Here is an 18,232-nt window from a genome sequence, read left to right as displayed (position 1 = left end):
CGTCTATAAAATATTTTTAATGATGTTATTTAATTGTTCGTATTCCATTAAAAAGGCGTCGTGCCCATGAATTGATTTGATCTCGTGATAGAAGACATTTTCCTTTTTTTCTTTAAGCTTTTCAAAACACATTCGGATTTCGGAAGCGGGAAAGAATAAGTCTGTATCAACGGAGATCATGTGCATTCGCGCCTGAATTTTCTCCAATTGAATTTCTTCTGCGTTAATGTTCATTAATAAATGATTCATCAGTTTATAAGATTTTAAACTAAATCTCTCGTTTAATGAATTTCCGTGATAAACAAGCCAATCTTCCGATTCTAAAAGCTGTTTTTCCTGATTGTATTTGTTTTGAAATCTATCGTTTAAGGATTGAGGTGTCCTGTAACACAACATCGCATGAATTCTCGCTTTTTGCAATGGTTTATCATTTCCATTTAATAAAAATTTCTGAACCATACATTGTGCATGAAGCCAATCATGAGTTTTGTAATCGCAGGCAATAGGGATGAAAATATCGGCAAGCTTTGGGTGTTGAACCAACATTTCCCAACCGATTCCTCCTCCCAGAGAACCTCCAATAATGGCGTACAAGTTTTTTATATTAAGTTTTTCAAGACCTTTTAAAAAGATATTGGCAATATCTGAAGGCGTGAAATCTTCATATTCATCAATTAAAAAATTATCATAGCCGTTTCCGGGAATGTTGAAACACAGAACTGTATATTTGTTTGTATCAATTACCTGATTTTCACCGATTAATTTTTTCCACCATCCTTTTTCTCCCGAAACATCTGAGTTTCCGGTTAAGGCATGATTAACTAAAATGATCGGTGCTGAAAACAGGTCTTTCCCGAAAAGCTGGTAGCTCAACGGGATATTGTATTCCTTTTTGGAATTTGTCTGATACGAAAGATTAATATATTTTAGTTCTGTTTTCAATTCTATTATACTTTTTGATAATACAATTTGAAAATGCCACGAGAAATGGCTGAAAGAACTTCAGTAAGTTATCTGTCCAAATAAATTTTGGTAGAACGTAGCACCTTCTTCGCTTGCACAAAGGGTTGCTAAGGTTTCACAGGGTCTAATCCCTCAACCTTTCTTGATAACATTTTCAATATGTGAATGATCGAATGCTGCAAAGATAAAACTTTTATTTTAAAAATTTATAAAAATTTAATTTAATCTCGAAAAGCCTTTAAACAAAAGAGTTTCAGAGTTATGTTACATATTATTCAGATTCAAAATGTTGGAATTATTTTTCAAAAAACCTACCTTCGTCATGAAAAGTGATGAAATATGAGTGTTGAAAAACAAAGACTACAAGATAAAGACTGGAAAAACTGGGGACCATATGTAAGCAACCGACAATGGGGAAATGTGCGTGAAGACTACAGTCCGGACGGTAACGCATGGGGATCTACAAGTCATGATAAAGCAGAAAGTTATGCTTACAGATGGGCAGAAGAAGGCATCGCGGGAATCTCAGATCCAAAGCAGCTTTTATGTTTTGCTCTTTCTTTCTGGAACAAAAAAGATAAAATGGTAAAAGAGCGATTTTTCGGGTTGAGCAATCATCAGGGAAATCATGGCGAAGACATCAAAGAGATCTTTTATTACTTAGATAACACACCTACTCATAGCTATATGAAAATGGTGTACAAATATCCTATTAACGCATTTCCGTACGACCAAATTATTGCCGAGAACGGAAGACGAAGCAAAAAAGAACCCGAGTACGAGCTTTTTGATACCGGAATTTTTGACAATGATGAATATTTCGATATTTTCATTGAATACTGTAAAGCTGAGCATAATGATATTTTAGTAAGGGTAACGGTAGCCAACAGAAGCCAGAAGGAGGCTCCTATATTGGTTGCTCCGACTGTATGGTTCAGAAATAACTGGAAATGGGGATACAATTCTTACAAAGGCCTCATGAATGCCTCTTCAGAAAGTTGTATTGATATTAATCATGACAGTATTTCTATTAAAAAATTCTATTCGAGAAAGAGTAATTCAAACAGTGTTTTTTGTGAAAACGAGACCAATGCTCCTAAATTATACGGAACACTTTATTCAGGAAACACCTATTTTAAAGATGGTATTAATGATCACATTATCTATGGAAGCAACACTGTAAATCCTGAAAAACAAGGAACAAAAGCTTCTTTTTTAATTGATGAAATGATTGAAGCTGGAGAATCAAAAACTTTTGATTTCAGACTTTCTCCGAATGAAACAGATGAGCCATTTAATCATTTTGATGAAATTTTTAAGGCTAGAATTTCCGAAGCGGATGAATATTATAATGACATTCAGCACGATGTAAACAGCGAGGATGAAAAAAATGTTCAAAGACAAGCCTTCGCAGGATTACTTTGGAACAAACAGTTTTATCATTACAATGTCGGAAAATGGCTAAAAGGTGATCCCAATTTCGAAGCTCCGAGAAATTTCAACAATTATGTAAGAAATACGGAGTGGAATCACATGCACAACAAAGATATTATTTCCATGCCTGATAAGTGGGAATATCCCTGGTATGCAACTTGGGATCTTGCTTTCCATTGTGTTCCTTTTGCTATAATTGATGCTGAATTTGCCAAAAACCAGCTTCTTTTATTAACTAAAGAATGGTATATGCATCCAAACGGACAACTTCCGGCCTATGAATGGAATTTGAGTGATGTAAATCCGCCTGTTCATGCATGGTCATGCTTCCGGGTTTTTAAAATTGATGAAAAAACAAACGGAAAACCGGATCTTTTATTTTTAGAAAAAGTTTTCCAAAAACTTCTTCTTAATTTCACCTGGTGGGTGAACAGAAAGGATAAAAGCGGGAATAATATTTTCGGTGGAGGTTTCTTAGGACTCGATAACATCGGTGCTTTTGACCGAAATATGGAACTGAAAGACGGTCAACACCTCGAACAAGCCGACGGAACAAGCTGGATGGCAATGTACGCCCTGAATATGATGAGAATGGCCATGGAACTCGCTCAATATTATCAGGTTTATGAAGATATGGCCATCAAATTCTTTGAACATTATCTTTACATCGCCGAAGCCATGGAAAACATGGGAGATGGCAAAGAAGGCTTGTGGAATGAAGAAGACGGATTTTTCTACGATGTTTTACAATTAGGAAACGGCGAAAGTGTTTCTTTACGTTTGAGAAGTATTGTAGGCTTGATTCCACTATTTGCAGTAGAGGTTATTGACCATCATTTATTGGATAAAATGCCCAATTTCACCACAAGAATGGAATGGATTTTAAAAAATAAACCTGAACTTACAAAACTCGTATCTCATTGGGAAGAAGAAGGACAGGGAAGAAAACATCTCATGAGTATTCTTCGTAAAAACAGATTATCAAAAGTACTGACCAGAATGCTCGATGAAAAAGAATTTCTAAGTTCTTACGGAATCAGGGCAATGTCTAAAGTATATGAAGAAAATCCGTTTGTATTTTCAGTTCATGGAAGAGAAAATATGGTGTATTATACTCCTGCGGAAAGCGACAGCAGGATGTTTGGAGGAAACAGTAACTGGAGAGGTCCGATTTGGTTCCCTATCAACTTTTTGATTGTTGAAAGTTTACAGCGTTTTCATTTTTACTACGGAAACAGCCTTAAAGTAGAATTACCAACCGGAAGCGGAGACAAAAGAAATCTTGACGAAGTTGCCCAAGATATCAGCGGAAGATTGTGTTCTATTTTCTTAAAAGATGAGAACGGAGAACGAGCTTTTAACGGCGGAAACGCTAAGTTTAATTACGACGTCAACTTTAAAGATTACATTACTTTCTTTGAATATTTCCATGGAGATAACGGTCGCGGAGTTGGCGCTTCACACCAAACAGGATGGACGGCCACCGTCGCAAAATTGATGAAACCTAGAATGACATTATAACTAAAATAAGACACCTCTGAAAATTTTGGAGGTGTCCTTTGTTTATTTTTTCTTTATGAAAATACTAATTTCAAACTGAGTTTCTAAACGGAAAATATATTTTTTTGCAGAAACCCACTGGTTTAATTCTTTAGATTTGAAGATGTTTTCAATCTGCTTCTTACTATCTTCATCTGTAGTTTTTAAAAATTTCACCTTTTCGATATTGTTTTTTTTACCGATTGTTACAAGCAGTTTATTTTCACCTTCTTTTGATCTTGAATTTGTTTTAAATTGTTTGAATATTATCATCCTAAACCCAGTTGCACCTGTTTTAAAATATGCATCTTGATAAGTTTCAGCACAGCAAAAAGAAATATAACCTTCTTTTTCAAGCTTTTCTATTCGCTCCTTATCTTTTTCCACCTGTTTATTAATCACTTGCTTTACGCTATCAATCTTCAAAGAATCTTCTTTTGAAATAACTGTTCGTAAGTTCTCCAAAGTTGATAGATAATGTTCTAGCTGGTTCTTTCTTATACTACAGCTAATCAAGAAACTCAGCATCAAAATAAAGAAAACCCATTTTTTCATATTTATTTACCTTTCCAGTCAGTACTATTATACCCATTTACACCTACAAATAATATTTTCTCTATTTTCATATTAGCAAAAAACTGAGCAAAAGTACTATTCCATTCGCCATGATTTTGTAATATCATGGTTTTTATTTGAGCAGGTATTTCATCCTGAAAAGTAATAGATACCCAAGGGTACTGAAAAGAATTATTTGTTGCGACAGGCCACATTTCAGAATCCTCGAAAAATAAATCTAAAACATAATATTTTGACCCGGGATCTGTTTTATAATCGCAACCAAATTTTGCAACACTTATTTGTTTGCTTAATAGCTCGGTATAAAAGGTTGAAAAGTTTTGTCCGTAAAATTGTGTTTTATATGGAACTATGATATTAAGTTTTGGAACTACTCCATTATAAAAAGTGATATAATCATTTGTTGTCTGCGCTTTACAATTATGTATAAAAAATATACTTAGGATAAATATGGTTTTAAAAAATATGGTTTTCATTGTATAATATATTAATTTAATTAAGGGCATTTTGAAACTGTCACTCCTTCTTTTACAGCACCACCACTTCCAGGAACTGTTATTTGTTCAACCTTAGTATTTATTTTTTTTAGGTTTCCGTTTGCATCTACGTTTGCAATACTCATACCTATATTAAACTTCTCCAAAATATGCGCCATTGCCACTGCTCGGGGTTCATAATTTTCACCTGAAGTATCATCAGATCTACCCTCAGAATAATGATAAAATGCTTTATAAAATTCTAAGCCTATTGGACTATCTCTCTTAATAGTATGATCTTCATTGGTATTATTACAGTTTTCACTTTCAGGATATTGGCTGAGAAAAGCTAAAGCTAAGCTCGGATTATTTATTATTAATGCATACACTTCTGGTGTACCATTATTGTTACCATATACAAAACGATATTTGAAATCCGGCTGAGTAAGCAACCCTTTTATCATTTCATATAGGTCTCCACCCGAAGGATTTCCACGAGCTCCCTTGTGAGAATGTCCGTCGCCGATAAATGGATTCTGGAGCTGAGAGACAGGAATGCCTACACTATTTTGTCCCGGAATTCCTTCAACTGCATTTGTAACCTCAATACCACTAGCTGTTTTTCCTAATGCAACTGACCATTCATTCTGGGCTTCTATTTTCCCTTTTAAAATGGCATCCATTTTTTGTTTTACATTTGTATTTTTATAGATAGTATTAGCGCCTGTTATGGATGCTAAGGCTTTCGTACAAGGATTTTGATTTTGCTGGGGATTGGTATTGCCACCGGAGCCGCCACCATAAGGAAGCCCGTCGTCTCCACTATTGTCTCCTCCCATATCATTATCTTCAAAACTGTCTTCACTGATACATTTTACTACCACTTGAGGATAACAGTCCTGTGTGCCGTCATTATTCGGAAAGCAAAACAGGTAGGTTCTTGAGGTGCAGACGATCTTGGCATTCTCTGCGATTTCTTTTACAGGGGTCAGTTTTTTGTTTTCCGAAGAAATAAGATGAGTGAAGAAAGACTTTGCCTTTTCATCTTTAGAAAATTTGAAGTAGACCCTATCTTCTATCCTTTTTACCGTAACTACTCCTGTTACCTTATCTTCTCCGAAAACAGGAACCATAAGATAGCTTTCATCAAAGTTTCCGAAAGTCATGGCATATTCCCATTGGGGTAAACCTCCGTGATTGTTTTTGAAGCTTTCAAGGCTTGCATTTTTCAGAAATATTTCCTTTACATTGTTTATAAAGACCATATCTTCTTTCCAGAGAGATTTGGATTGGATTTCCTGCTTTTCCTTTTCAGAAGAAGAATAGAGGTCTTCATTCATACAGGAATACAGAAAAATACTGAAGACAGCTAACAGGAGCAGCCTGATAATAGATTTGTTTTTCATTCAGTTGAGTTTTAATTGTTAAATATAATTATTTTTATCACACCAAAGTGACCTGTGACAAAACTAAAATAAATTTATTTCCTATATCATTAATATTTTAATATTTTTGATTAAAATATTAATAAAATGAGTTTAGGTACTAAAGTAAGGCAATACCGTGAAGCAAAAAACTGGTCTCAGGATGATTTGGCTTTTAAATTAGATGTTACGCAAAGCACTATATCTAATATAGAATCTGATAAAAGTATTCCCAATTCTATGTTACTCAGCAGAATTGCAAAAGAATTTGAAATAGATATGAATCAGTTATTTGAAGATAAAATTACAAATATCAATCAAATAGAAAAGATTGAAGGAGCTGTTAATTTAGGAAATGGTACTATAAATATGCAATCACCAGAATTGATAGAAAGCATATTAAAAAACCAAGATCAGATCACCAGACTTATAGAATCTCAAAATAAACTCATAGAGAGTTTATTGAAAAAATAGTGAAGAAGTAAAGAAACTATTTGGGTTTACATCGTCTCAAGCTGAGATCGTACAATCCCAAATAAGTTCTAGCTGTCTCAGGTTGAGAAAGCCTTAACCTAAAAGAGTTGGCTTTGTCATAAATTGAGACTCTTTTAACCAATATAAGTTCCGTCCGTCTCAACAGGAGAAATCAAAATACTATATAGCAGACCACTTACAACAGTTACTTTGTCATGCTGGAAGCATCTCTACAAAGTGGGTTTAGATTCCCTACGGGAATCACAAACTTTAGGCTAGATTTTAGGGATTTACTGTAGATTGAAGTACGCAAGAGTAACACAAATATCAATACAAATCAATAAAAAAAATTATTATGGACAACCAAAAATTGACTTCCCTTCATCTCATTAGTTTACATCACGCAGAATTCGGGCAGTTTATCGTTCGTTTTTTTGAAGATTTTTCTCAAACTTCTTTAGATGCCAATACGGATGCGGACTTCAAAAGAATGTTTGATGCTCTGCAAAATCAAATTCCAAACTATAACAGCGCACTAGACCAGATACGCGCCAGTGAAGAATCTGAAAAGATTGCAAATGCAGACAAGGTGAGAGATACGGATGTTCAGGCTTTAAAGGATTCTATAAAACCTTATAGAAATGCAAAAGCCCAAACTGAGAAAGATGCCTATACTTCTATTAAAATATTGCTGGATCAGTATAAAGGCGTAGAAGATGCATCCTATGAAGAAGAAACCAATAAACTGAACACTTTAATTACAAAACTTCAATCTCCCGAGTATAGTTCCCAAGTGGCAACGTTGGGGATTGTGAAGTTCGTTAATCATTTGTCAGATTCTAATACTGCATTTAATGATCTATTTGCCCATCGCTCTTATCAGACTTCCCAAAAGCAAACCTATGATGTAAAGGTTCTAAGAAAAACCCTTACCAATGATTACAGGCAAATGGCGAATTACACAGCTACTTTAGCCAACGTGAAAACGGATGCTTTTTATAAAGATGCATTAGCGGTTATTAATAACGGAAGAAAGTATTTCTCAGATGTGCTGGCAAGAAGAAGCGGAAAGCCCAGTCCTCCGAAAACTGAGAATAATATCAAAAAATAAAGAAATCGTTTTTCAATATTTTACCCTTTCATTCAATGGAAGGGTATTTTTTTATAATTATTTACCATCCTATCAGAAATAATTAGAATAAAATACATTAAAACCTGTTTTTAATTAAAATTCAATACTTAAATTTAAATTATATTAAATTATTCGCAACATATTGCATATATTAGCGATACAAAAAATACAGCTTTTATGAAAACAAAACTACTAAAGATTACAGGCTTGCTGTTGTCAATAATGTTCATTAATCAAACCAAAGCACAGGAATATCAGCCGATCTCTATTCAGAGCGGATTCAATGCCGATGTTATCGCTAACGGCGTTGGTCCTTCTGCTTCATCCATCAACAATGATGTAGACGGAGTAAGCTATGCCTTTGTATCAAAAGATTTTCAACTGACTTCTTCAAGCACACCGCTTACTTATGGACTGCCAGTCAACAGGATTATCAATTCAGCGGTAGGTTCTACTTCAGGATTGAGCTATCAGCTGGCGCCCTACAGCTCCAACAATTCTTTAAGACTAGAAAACGTAAATGATTCCGGCACGTTAACTCTTTCAACACCTACACCGGTTCTAAGCCTGTATATGCTCGCAACTGGCGGAAGTGGAGATTGTACCGTTAATGTTACCGTTAATTTTTCAGATGCTACCACTCAAACTTTCAGCGGAATTGCTATCTCGGACTGGTATTACGGTTTAAATTTTGCCATTCAGGGGATTGGAAGAATTAATATAAATAATGACAATTTAGAATCCGGCAGCGGAACAGATCCCAGATTATATCAAATCCCTTTAGCCATAAACCCGGGGAATCAATCTAAAAATGTACAAAGTATTACGGTAACCAAAGCATCAGGCGGGATTCCTAATATTTTTGCTTTTTCAGCGGATCTTTATTCTGCATGTTCGTCTCCTTCAAATATTACTTACACTTCTACAATGACGAACGCCACTGTAAGCTGGACACCTTCTGCCAGCGCCCCTTCATCAGGGTATCAATATTATGTAAGCACCTCTCCTACTGCACCAACAGCAACAACGACACCAACAGGAAGTGTAGCAGCAGGAATAACTTCTGTAACCTTAAACAGCCTAATAACAGGGCAAACTTATTATTTCTGGGTAAGATCAAACTGTGGTTCATCACAAGGTTTCTGGAAAATGAAAGAATTCGCAACCGGGCAGGTATCCACAACATACACCTCAGGAGATATTAACACAATGTACAGCAGTGGTACGCCAAGCCTAACAGCGACAACAAGCTGTCCCGGCTTACTTACAGTTGCCATTCCGGCAGGTTACAAAATAAAATCTACCAGCGTGTCTTATGCCATGACCACTCAGGCAGACGGATGGATGGAAGAACAAAACAGTTTGCTGGTCTGCACTACCAACAATACTTCAGAGCCATCTGTAACAACGGGCTCAGGTGGAAGTCCTGGAACTTTTTTATATGAAAGATCTGGTTTAACTTTAGCCAATAACCTTACAGGAAATGTGAATTTCGAACTGAGAGCATGGAGAACATATGGAGGATCTGGCTGTAACGCAGATTATAACCAGGTTGATAATAACACATGGAAAGTAAATGTAACGTTAGAGCCATTGGTTTTAGCAACAAATGAAGTGAAAGCTGAAAAGCAATTAAGTGTTTATCCTAATCCTTTCACAAATGTTTTAAATATTGAAAAATCAGACAACGTAAAACGTGCCGTGGTAACGGATCTTTCAGGAATTACAGTAACAACTTTTGATAATCCATCTTCAGGATTACATTTGGAAAGTCTGAAAACAGGAGTTTATATTTTGACGTTAACAATGAAAGACGGCACTCTAAAAAGTACCAAGATCATTAAAAAATAATATCACAAAAAACTTATTGATAAACAAAAACCGGACGCAGAGTCCGGTTTTTTTATCTCGTGAGGTAGAGAAAAAGTACTTAAATTTTCTCTCCGTTTACGTAAACTTCATATCCAATTTCTACATTCGGCTCTAAGGTTTTAGAAACGGAACAGTATTTTTCAAAAGATAATTCGGCTGCTTTTTGTGCTTTTTTAGCGTCAATATTTCCTTCCAGCAAAAATTTAACTTTAATAGCCTGGAAAGGTTTTGCATCATCAACCTGAACCCTTTCTCCTTCTACTTCTGCTTTAAAATCAGTGATTTCCTGTCTTTGTTTTTTCAAAATAGAAACTACATCTATTCCGCTGCATCCTGCAACTGCCATTAAAACACTTTCCATTGGAGAAACTCCTTTTGCTCCGGGTTGTGTTGTATTATCCAAAAGAATGGAATTCCCTTGAGAATTGGTGCATTCAAATAAAAAATCGTCGTTGAGTCTGTTGAGTGTAATTTTCATTTTTAAATATATTTGAAGATGCCTCGACTCCGCTCAGCATGACAATCCTGATACGATCTGCTTAAAACACGATGTTAACCAATGTCACGCTGAGCGGAGTCGAAGCGTTTATGTATAAATTATTTTATCCGTAAAATTATAAAATTCCTCTCGCTTTTATCTCTAAATATTTATTGATAACATCGATATTTAAATTTTCAGGAAGTGTGTAAACTGTATAGATCCCGTATTTACGAAGCTCCTGAATGATTAGTTTCTTTTCAAATTCAAATTTCTCTGCAATAATTTCATCATAAATTTCCTGCATACTTTCAGGATTTTTATTGATCAATGTGTGAAGTTCTGCATTTTTGAAGAATACGACCACTAATAAATGGTTTTTTGCAATTCCGCGGAGATATTTTAACTGACGGTTGAGTCCGTCCAATGTTTCAAAATTCGTAAACAATAAAATCAAACTTCTCTGATTGATCGAATATTTTACATCCTGATATAATCTGTTAAAATCACTTTCAAAAAAGTTGGTATTGATATTATAAAGTGCTTCCGAGATCTTTTTAAGCTGACCGGATTTATTTTCTGCCGCAATTTTATTTTCGGTTTTCTTTGAGAACGTCATCATTCCCGCACGATCACCTTTCTTTAAAATAATATGAGACAAAGCCATCGTTGCATTGATTGAATAATCCAAAAGACTCAATCCGTTGAAAGGCATTTTCATGGTTCTTCCCGTATCAATCAACATAAAAATACGTTGGGATTTTTCATCCTGAAATTGGTTAACCATCAAACGATTCGTTTTAGAAGTCGCTTTCCAGTTGATCGTTCTGATATCATCACCGGGAACATATTCTTTAATCTGCTCAAATTCCATAGTGTGCCCCAGCTTTCTGATCTTCTTAATTCCACCCAGCAAAAATTCACTTTGAAGTGCCATTAATTCATACTTTCTGAGGTGTACAAATGATGGATATGAAGCTAAATTTGCATCTTTCTGAAACCTAAATCTTTTTGAAATAAACCCTATCGGGGACGATGCATAAATATTTAAACTCCCAAAATTATATTCTCCTCTTTCCTTTGGCTCTAAAGTATATTGAAAATAGATGTTTTTTCCCGAGTCTATCTGTTTTCTGATCAAGAAATCCCTCTTCTGAAACTGAAACGGTATTTCGTCAATAATTTTAGTCTCGATCTTAAAACCATAATTATTTTTGACATCAATTTTCACAGGATTTTCATCGCCATTTGATAATTTCTCAGGCAAAATTCTTTGTGCTAAAACTCCCTCTTTTTGGTTAAAAAGCAAGAGATAATCAACCATCGCTGCAAGAAAACAAATCAATAAAACAGCATGAGCCACCACCATTAAAACAGGGAAGAAAAATGCCAAGACATAAAGAATCCCCACTCCGATGAGCGCAACGAAAAAGCGAGTGTTTATGTATAAATTTTTCATAGGCGTTAAGATGTAAGCAGCAGGCGATAAGCTTTAAAACTTTGTGGATAACTAAGTCCTAAACCCTTATTCCTAAAACCTACCTCGGAATCTCTATTCCTTCTAATATTTGTCGGATTATTTCATCAGCGGTTAAGCCTTCCATCTCTCTTTCCGGAGAAACGATTACCCTGTGTCTCAAAACGGCATAACTTGCTTCTTTGATGTCTTCCGGGGTTACAAAATCTCTTCCTCTCAATGCTGCGAAAGCTTTTGAAGCTGTTAATAAAGCCAAACTCGCTCTCGGTGAAGCTCCCAAATATAAGAACTGATTTTCTCTTGTATTAATAATGATTTTTGCAATATACTCTATCAAATGAGTCTCAACAATCACTTCTTTAACTAATTGCTGGTAACTTTTCAATTGTTCCGCACTAATCACTCGGTTTACGGCTTCTGTTTTATCTTCTCTTTTGCTTTCGTGCTGATTTTTAATAATCGTAATTTCCTGTTCAAGATTAGGATACCCAACATTAATTTTAAATAGAAAACGGTCTAATTGAGCTTCAGGAAGTCTGTACGTTCCTTCATGCTCAATTGGGTTTTGTGTGGCAACTACCAAAAACGGCTCCTCCATTACATAACGGATTCCGTCCATTGTAATTTGTCTTTCTTCCATTACTTCAAACATCGCAGCCTGAGTTTTCGCAGGTGACCTGTTGATCTCATCGATCAGAATAAAATTGGAGAAAATCGGTCCTTTTTTAAATTCAAATTCAGAATTTTTGACATTGAAAATTGATGTTCCCAAAATATCAGAAGGCATTAAATCCGGCGTAAACTGAATCCTGCTGAAGCCAACATCAATTGTCTTAGCCAGTAATTTTGCCGTAATCGTTTTTGCAACTCCCGGCACCCCTTCGATCAAAACATGACCGTTAGATAAAAGTGCTGCCAAAAGATGCTCGACCATACTTTCCTGACCTACAATTACTTTTGCAATTTCAGATTTCACTTTTTCTAAACTTGCACGAAGTTCAATCATATCAATTCGAGATTGAAAATCGCTTTCTTTTTTATCGAGATTTATAGAATTTTGATTTTCTATGTTTTGGTTTTCAAGGTTTTCCATAATTTTTAATTTTTAAGCTCTGTAGGAGCGACACTTTAATCATTATAAAATTCAAACAAGTATTTTTCTTCATATTGTATTTCAAATTTATTCAAAAGATCAAGATATTCTTCTTTAAAACTTTTCTTTTTGTGATGCTCTTCCTGATTAAGGATATAATTAACAACTTTATTAATCTGACTTTTTGAATACGAAAATGCCCCATAACCTTCCTGCCAGTTAAACTTTCCATTTACCCATTTCTCTTCATTAATAAATCTGGAAGAATTTGCTTTAATTTCGCGCATAAAATCTGAAATTTTAAAATTCAAACTATTAAAACCTACAAAAAGATGAATATGATCCGGATTTGCATAAATAGCCAGTAATTTTTGATTTTTATATTTAATAATTCCGGAAATATATTTATGTAAATCTTCTCTTTTTGAAGAATGAATCAGATTTTGTCTTCCCTGTACAGCGAAGATAAATTGAATATAAATCTGAATATACGTATTTGCCATTTCTGTTTCACTCCTACGGAGTTCAAATTATAATTATCTGTTTTATCTACAAACATTTCGCTCCTACGGAGCTCACCTTCTTAAGTCTCACTTTAAAATATCATCCAAAAGTTTATTCATTCTAACCAGATCTTCCTTCATTACGCTTGCATAAGGATCCTGTGCTTTTTTAATAAGGTTTATTGCTTCATTCATCATTTCAATCGGTTTTCCTGTTTTCAGCTGAAGTTTTTTAGCAAATTTTTCATCTAAATTTTGGGTATCAATGAGGAAGTCAAGCCTTACTTTATTCAGAAAATATTGGGCTTTTTTAGCCATCATATCATGAAAATCGCCTTCCTGAAGATAGAGGTTTCCGATACTTTTTACAAAATCTACCGAAGTATTTTTCAGAGGTTCAATGACAGAAACAATACGCTGTTTCCTTTTTGCATTAAAGAAAACGAATAATACCAATCCGCCCAAAAATACCCACCAGGCATATTTCAATGCCGGATTTGACAAAATAAACCTCATAAAGAAATGAGAAACTTTTGCGCTACTTTCTACAAACCAAATCGTTTCTTTATCGTCAAGATACGAAAAAACATCTTGAGCATATTTTATGTTTCCGGGTTTCAAAAGATAATAATTCGTCATGAAAAGAGGTTCGCAATGAACGTAAATATTTCCTTTTCCGAATTTAATTTTAATAAAATTAGCCTGATCCGAATTGTTCTTTTCAACTGTTTTTCCGAGAACTTCAACCTGAGGCTTTATATAAGAAAACCCTCTTCCTGACGGAAATTTATCTAATTTAATAAAATCGTTCTGGTATTTTTTATCAGTCAGTTTCAACACATTTTCATCTGCAAAAGATATTTCTGAATCATAATATCCGATGCTGTCTGAAACCTCTTTTGGAATTTGACTGACAATCAACATCGCATCTGAACCTTTGGAAACCTGATCTAAAATCTTGTTCCAGGATTCTGTGTCTACTTCAGTTTCTACAACCAGAATATTATGTGATCCTTTTTTATGAGTACTGTAATAGTCGTAAGGCGTCTGATCTATTTTTTTCAGCTTATTTTTAAAAAGATCTTTAGCTTCATGATCAAAAATAAACAATCCGAAAGGTGATTTCTCATTCGTATCAAAATTCTTACGCCAATCGGTAACCTCTTTTTTGTTCACTTCAAGCAACGCCAAAATCACCATCACAACGATGAAAATTACAGCATATATTTTGAAAGTTTTATTCATTATGAAAAGAGTTTAATTAAGGTTTAAATGCCTGGTATTGGGCTTTGAATTTCTGATAACCCTGCTCATCAATGCTGAATTCTCCATACCAAACATATTCGAAAATGTATGATAAATTAGAAAATTCATTTTTCAGATTCGGTACTTTTAATTCTGTCACGTAATCTTTATTGGTCTTTTCGGGATTCCAGTTGATGGATTTTTTATCGCTTAATTTTTTAAGTACAAATAAAAACTGATAACGAATTGCAGAACGATAATCTCCCTCCCTTTCAAATTTGGCAATACTTTCAGGGAAATTGATCTCATGAATGTTTTCATGAAGTTCTTCATCTTTAATAATTACTTTCTTATTCTTTTTTCCGAAGATAAAATTTCCATCTTTTCCGATCAAATATTTAATAATAAAATACAGAAGAAAACCGACCAGAACAATGGCAAATATCCGCATTAAAATCCCTGCAATATTACCGGATTTCGTGAAAACCGTATCTCCAAAAATACTTTGCAATATTTTATCGATCTTTCTTAAAAGCTTTTGCCAGAAAGATTCTTTAGGTTTAATAGTTGTATAATCAAACTCATTTCCTTTATATCTCGACTGAATATTTTCCTTGAATTTTTTTGGATAGACCGTGTTTTCTGAAACCGGATTTTTAAGCAAAACAGAATCTGCACGGTACATATTTTTGTAATGTCCCGTGTTCAATGAATCTATATATGCTTCCGCAACAGGCGGCGGACCTGTCTGATCCTGAGCAAAAGAAGATTCAAAGGAGAAAAATATCAGTAAGAAAAAAAGGATTTTATTCATTATTACCGATGGTGTCTATTTCTGCTAATTCTACTTTTTGATGAAGGTCTGTTCTGCTGTCGTAATACATTAATCCTGAATTCACGTACATCATATTTGAAAGGAAAAATGATACAAGCATCGAGATTCCGTAAAAAACAAAGAAAAGTATTCCGGCTGTTCCTGCAAACGGATTCTGTTCAAAATTACCATCCGGAGCGGACGTTAAAAGTGATCCGTAAAAAAACATCAGCGGAACAAACGTAAAAATTGATGTCACAACATATAAAATAATTGAAACAATGATCGTTGCTCCCCAATATTTCCAATACGGAGATTTCTCTCTGCCGTTCGGATAAGAAAATTGAGAACGGATGGAATAGCTTAAACTTTCGAAAAAACCTCGATTAGAATTAAAATAATCATACATCAAAAATGTAACAACATTGAATAAGGTAGGAAAAACCAGCAATATCAAAAAGATTCCTATCACGATTAAAACCAACACATAAGAAAATCCTATTATAATGAATGACAGCGGTGTAACGACAAATACCATTCCCAAACAAAGCTTGGCAATTTTTCCTGCATTGTTTTTAAAATCGCTCAAAATATCATCCGTTTTGATCTTTTCCTGACCCTGTCCCAATCTCTTCAGATAAAAAACGGGAAACAGATAATTAACGATCATTAAAATCAAGAAAAGAAGAAAGGTAAGAATCCCGACAACGATCAGCATTCCGAGATTGTCCTCAAAATATTGTTGAAAATAATAGCTTTCTCCGCTAAGATTAGAGCCAAAAAGTTGTGAGAACAATTCTCTGTACCCTAATACAAATACTGTGACCATTAGGATCATCAGCAAACCATTCAGTAAAATATAATTTTTGAAGTAATTCTTACCGTATAGTTTGAAAAAATTAAAACTATCACTTATAAAAGTTCCGAAATCTCTTTTTTTATAAAACTGCATCATTGATTTGGCTGTTAGTTTTTTTATTAACAATTGACGGATAAATAATATAATAGAATCCTATGATCGCCAATGTTCCGAAAATAATAATTAAATTCAGAATCAAAGGCATTTTTAAAGCATGTCTTGTGATATATCCTTCAATAATTCCCGCACAGATCGTAAAAGGAATTGTGCTTAAAAATATTTTAAATGAATCTTTAAATCCGTTTTTAAAAGAATTAAATCTCGAAAAAGTTTTCGGAAATAAAATAGACGCTCCCAAGATCAATCCGCACATCGCTTCAACAACCATCGAAAAAATCTCAAAAACCCCGTGAAGCCAGATTCCTCTTGCGCTGTCTTTCAACGCTCCGTAATCGTAGAAAAAATATTGGAAAGAACCCAACATCACGCTGTTTGAAAGCAAAGCGTACAATGTTCCGACTCCGCCTGCAATTCCGTAGATGTATAATTTTGCGCCGACTCCGATATTGTTGAAAATAATTCCGATCGTACTTCCCCACGTTGAGCCGCTTTGATATATTCCGACAGCATTTCCTTGTTTAATATTTTCTATGGTTTCGTTAACATAGCTTTCTCCAAGAATAATATTCGCAAAATTTTTGTCATAAATGGCAGAAAGAACCCCAATCAAAGTAAACAAAGTAAAAAACAAAAATGCGTATGTCAAATATCTTCTGTACTGATAGACCAATAAAGGAACTTCAGTTTTGAAAAAATACAGCAATCTGTTTTGCTCTACTCTTTTCGTTTTGTAAATTTTTTGAAATATCTGAGAAGATAAGTGGTTTAAATAAACCGTTGTATTACTTTTGGGGTAATAAGTCTGCGCAAAAGAAAGGTCATTGATAAGGTTGATGTACAACGAAGACAGGTCATCAGGATTTTTTTTAATTTTCCCTTGAATAACCTGTTCAATTCCCAACCATTTTTCTTTATTTTGTTTAATGAAATAAACCTCTCTCATAATTGTAAGGCTAAAATAATAAAAAATATGTCTCAAATTGCGATTAATACTTCACAAAATGTAAATATTAATTTCAACATCGCCAGTGTTGGAGAAAGAATGCTTGCGTTTATCATTGATCTTCTGATTAAGGTTGCGTATGCAGTGATTGCTTTTTACGTATTTTTCAATTTTTTTGATCTTGGATATTTATTAAACGGGCTCGATCAATGGTCGCAAATGGCAATTTATATTGCGATTACATTTCCTATCTATATTTATCCTGTTGTGCTGGAAAGCTTGATGGAAGGCCAGACACCCGGAAAAAAATTAATGAAGATCCGAGTTGTGAAAATTGATGGTTATCAGGCAAGTTTTGGAGATTATCTGATTCGCTGGATGTTCAGATTGATTGATACTTCTTTTGCAGGTGTTGTTGGTTTAATTTCTATGATCGTTTCTAAAAACAATCAGCGTTTGGGAGATATTGCTTCAGGAACGGCGGTGATTTCTTTAAAAAACAGCATTAATATTTCTCATACGATTTTAGAAAATATTAAAGAAGATTATATCCCATCATTTCCGCAGGTTATTGCTCTAACCGATAATGACATGAGAATTATTAAAGACAATTACACAAAAGCTTTACGAGTTGATGACAGACAGATTATCAGTAAACTTTCTGATAAAATAAAAGGCATTTTAAAGCTTGAAGTTGATGCTACAAAAATGACGGAAAGGCAGTTTATTAATGTCGTTATTAAAGATTATAATTATTATACGGGAAAAGATAATTAAGAATGGGAATGGTCAATTTTGCTTTGCAAGTGA

17 protein-coding genes and 1 riboswitch are annotated in these 18,232 nt (G+C 34.3%); of the genes, 5 read left to right on the top strand and 12 right to left on the bottom strand.

Features of this window, described 5'->3' with window-relative positions; genetic code table 11:
* Positions 1-3 precede the first annotated feature (3 nt).
* On the bottom strand, positions 4-942 hold the full coding sequence (locus BT156_RS04185) for an alpha/beta fold hydrolase (protein WP_072407474.1): 939 nt from the start codon (positions 940-942) through the stop codon (positions 4-6).
* Between the two features lie 65 nt (positions 943-1,007).
* Positions 1,008-1,115: riboswitch (SAM riboswitch) on the bottom strand.
* 187 nt (positions 1,116-1,302) lie between these two features.
* Here BT156_RS04185 and BT156_RS04180 point away from each other — a divergent pair.
* Positions 1,303-3,918: an MGH1-like glycoside hydrolase domain-containing protein gene (locus BT156_RS04180; RefSeq protein WP_072407472.1), complete on the top strand. Its 2,616-nt coding sequence runs from the start codon at positions 1,303-1,305 to the stop codon at positions 3,916-3,918.
* A 42-nt stretch (positions 3,919-3,960) separates the two neighbouring features.
* On the opposite strand, the gene BT156_RS04175 is transcribed toward BT156_RS04180, so the two are convergent.
* From BT156_RS04175 to BT156_RS04165, 3 genes are read right to left on the bottom strand one after another with little or no spacing between them, the layout of a single operon-like run.
* Positions 3,961-4,491 carry a hypothetical protein gene (locus BT156_RS04175; RefSeq protein WP_072407471.1) on the bottom strand — a complete coding sequence of 177 codons (531 nt, stop codon included), beginning with the start codon at positions 4,489-4,491 and terminating at the stop codon, positions 3,961-3,963.
* A 2-nt stretch (positions 4,492-4,493) separates the two neighbouring features.
* Positions 4,494-4,988 (bottom strand): hypothetical protein, encoded by a 495-nt coding sequence (locus BT156_RS04170; protein ID WP_072407470.1) that lies wholly within the window; start codon positions 4,986-4,988, stop codon positions 4,494-4,496.
* Positions 4,989-5,008: 20 nt separating this feature from the next.
* The gene (locus BT156_RS04165; protein WP_139255401.1) at positions 5,009-6,394 is read right to left on the bottom strand and encodes a hypothetical protein; all 1,386 of its coding nucleotides are present in this window, start codon (positions 6,392-6,394) and stop codon (positions 5,009-5,011) included.
* 126 nt (positions 6,395-6,520) lie between these two features.
* Between BT156_RS04165 and BT156_RS04160 the strand changes: the two genes are divergently transcribed.
* The 3 genes from BT156_RS04160 (at position 6,521) to BT156_RS04150 (ending at position 9,869) form a co-directional block, all read left to right on the top strand.
* Positions 6,521-6,886 (top strand): helix-turn-helix domain-containing protein, encoded by a 366-nt coding sequence (locus BT156_RS04160; RefSeq protein WP_072407466.1) that lies wholly within the window; start codon positions 6,521-6,523, stop codon positions 6,884-6,886.
* Positions 6,887-7,241: 355 nt separating this feature from the next.
* Positions 7,242-7,997, top strand: a complete 756-nt coding sequence (locus BT156_RS04155; protein ID WP_072407464.1) for a DUF6261 family protein — start codon at positions 7,242-7,244, stop codon at positions 7,995-7,997.
* 198 nt (positions 7,998-8,195) lie between these two features.
* Positions 8,196-9,869 carry a T9SS type A sorting domain-containing protein gene (locus tag BT156_RS04150; protein WP_072407462.1) on the top strand — a complete coding sequence of 558 codons (1,674 nt, stop codon included), beginning with the start codon at positions 8,196-8,198 and terminating at the stop codon, positions 9,867-9,869.
* A 79-nt stretch (positions 9,870-9,948) separates the two neighbouring features.
* Here BT156_RS04150 and BT156_RS04145 read toward each other — a convergent pair whose 3' ends face one another.
* The 8 genes from BT156_RS04145 to BT156_RS04110 form a co-directional block, all read right to left on the bottom strand.
* The gene (locus BT156_RS04145) at positions 9,949-10,368 is read right to left on the bottom strand and encodes an OsmC family protein (protein ID WP_072407460.1); all 420 of its coding nucleotides are present in this window, start codon (positions 10,366-10,368) and stop codon (positions 9,949-9,951) included.
* 136 nt (positions 10,369-10,504) lie between these two features.
* Positions 10,505-11,827: a DUF58 domain-containing protein gene (locus BT156_RS04140; protein ID WP_072407458.1), complete on the bottom strand. Its 1,323-nt coding sequence runs from the start codon at positions 11,825-11,827 to the stop codon at positions 10,505-10,507.
* Positions 11,828-11,906: 79 nt separating this feature from the next.
* Positions 11,907-12,938 carry an AAA family ATPase gene (locus BT156_RS04135; RefSeq protein ID WP_072407456.1) on the bottom strand — a complete coding sequence of 344 codons (1,032 nt, stop codon included), beginning with the start codon at positions 12,936-12,938 and terminating at the stop codon, positions 11,907-11,909.
* A gap of 35 nt (positions 12,939-12,973) precedes the next feature.
* Positions 12,974-13,441, bottom strand: coding sequence for an IS200/IS605 family transposase (gene tnpA / locus BT156_RS04130; protein ID WP_072407454.1), 468 nt, complete (start codon positions 13,439-13,441; stop codon positions 12,974-12,976).
* A gap of 87 nt (positions 13,442-13,528) precedes the next feature.
* Positions 13,529-14,686 carry a DUF4350 domain-containing protein gene (locus BT156_RS04125; RefSeq protein WP_072407452.1) on the bottom strand — a complete coding sequence of 386 codons (1,158 nt, stop codon included), beginning with the start codon at positions 14,684-14,686 and terminating at the stop codon, positions 13,529-13,531.
* 16 nt (positions 14,687-14,702) lie between these two features.
* The gene (locus BT156_RS04120; protein ID WP_083582282.1) at positions 14,703-15,500 is read right to left on the bottom strand and encodes a DUF4129 domain-containing protein; all 798 of its coding nucleotides are present in this window, start codon (positions 15,498-15,500) and stop codon (positions 14,703-14,705) included.
* The gene (locus tag BT156_RS04115; RefSeq protein ID WP_072407448.1) at positions 15,493-16,455 is read right to left on the bottom strand and encodes a DUF4013 domain-containing protein; all 963 of its coding nucleotides are present in this window, start codon (positions 16,453-16,455) and stop codon (positions 15,493-15,495) included. The genes BT156_RS04120 and BT156_RS04115 overlap by 8 nt, the downstream gene beginning before the upstream one ends.
* Entirely contained in the window at positions 16,439-17,422 is a 984-nt protein-coding gene (locus tag BT156_RS04110; RefSeq protein WP_072407446.1) for a stage II sporulation protein M, read from the bottom strand. Before BT156_RS04110 ends, BT156_RS04115 begins: the two co-directional genes overlap by 17 nt.
* Positions 17,423-17,449: 27 nt before the next feature.
* Here BT156_RS04110 and BT156_RS04105 point away from each other — a divergent pair, with 27 nt between their 5' ends.
* Positions 17,450-18,199, top strand: a complete 750-nt coding sequence (locus BT156_RS04105) for an RDD family protein (RefSeq protein ID WP_072407444.1) — start codon at positions 17,450-17,452, stop codon at positions 18,197-18,199.
* Positions 18,200-18,232: the final 33 nt, after the last annotated feature.

This window comes from Chryseobacterium limigenitum, assembly GCF_900114875.1.
Lineage (GTDB): Bacteria > Bacteroidota > Bacteroidia > Flavobacteriales > Weeksellaceae > Chryseobacterium > Chryseobacterium limigenitum.
Note: the sequence above shows the minus strand (reverse complement) of the source record. Positions and strands in the feature narration are given on the sequence as shown.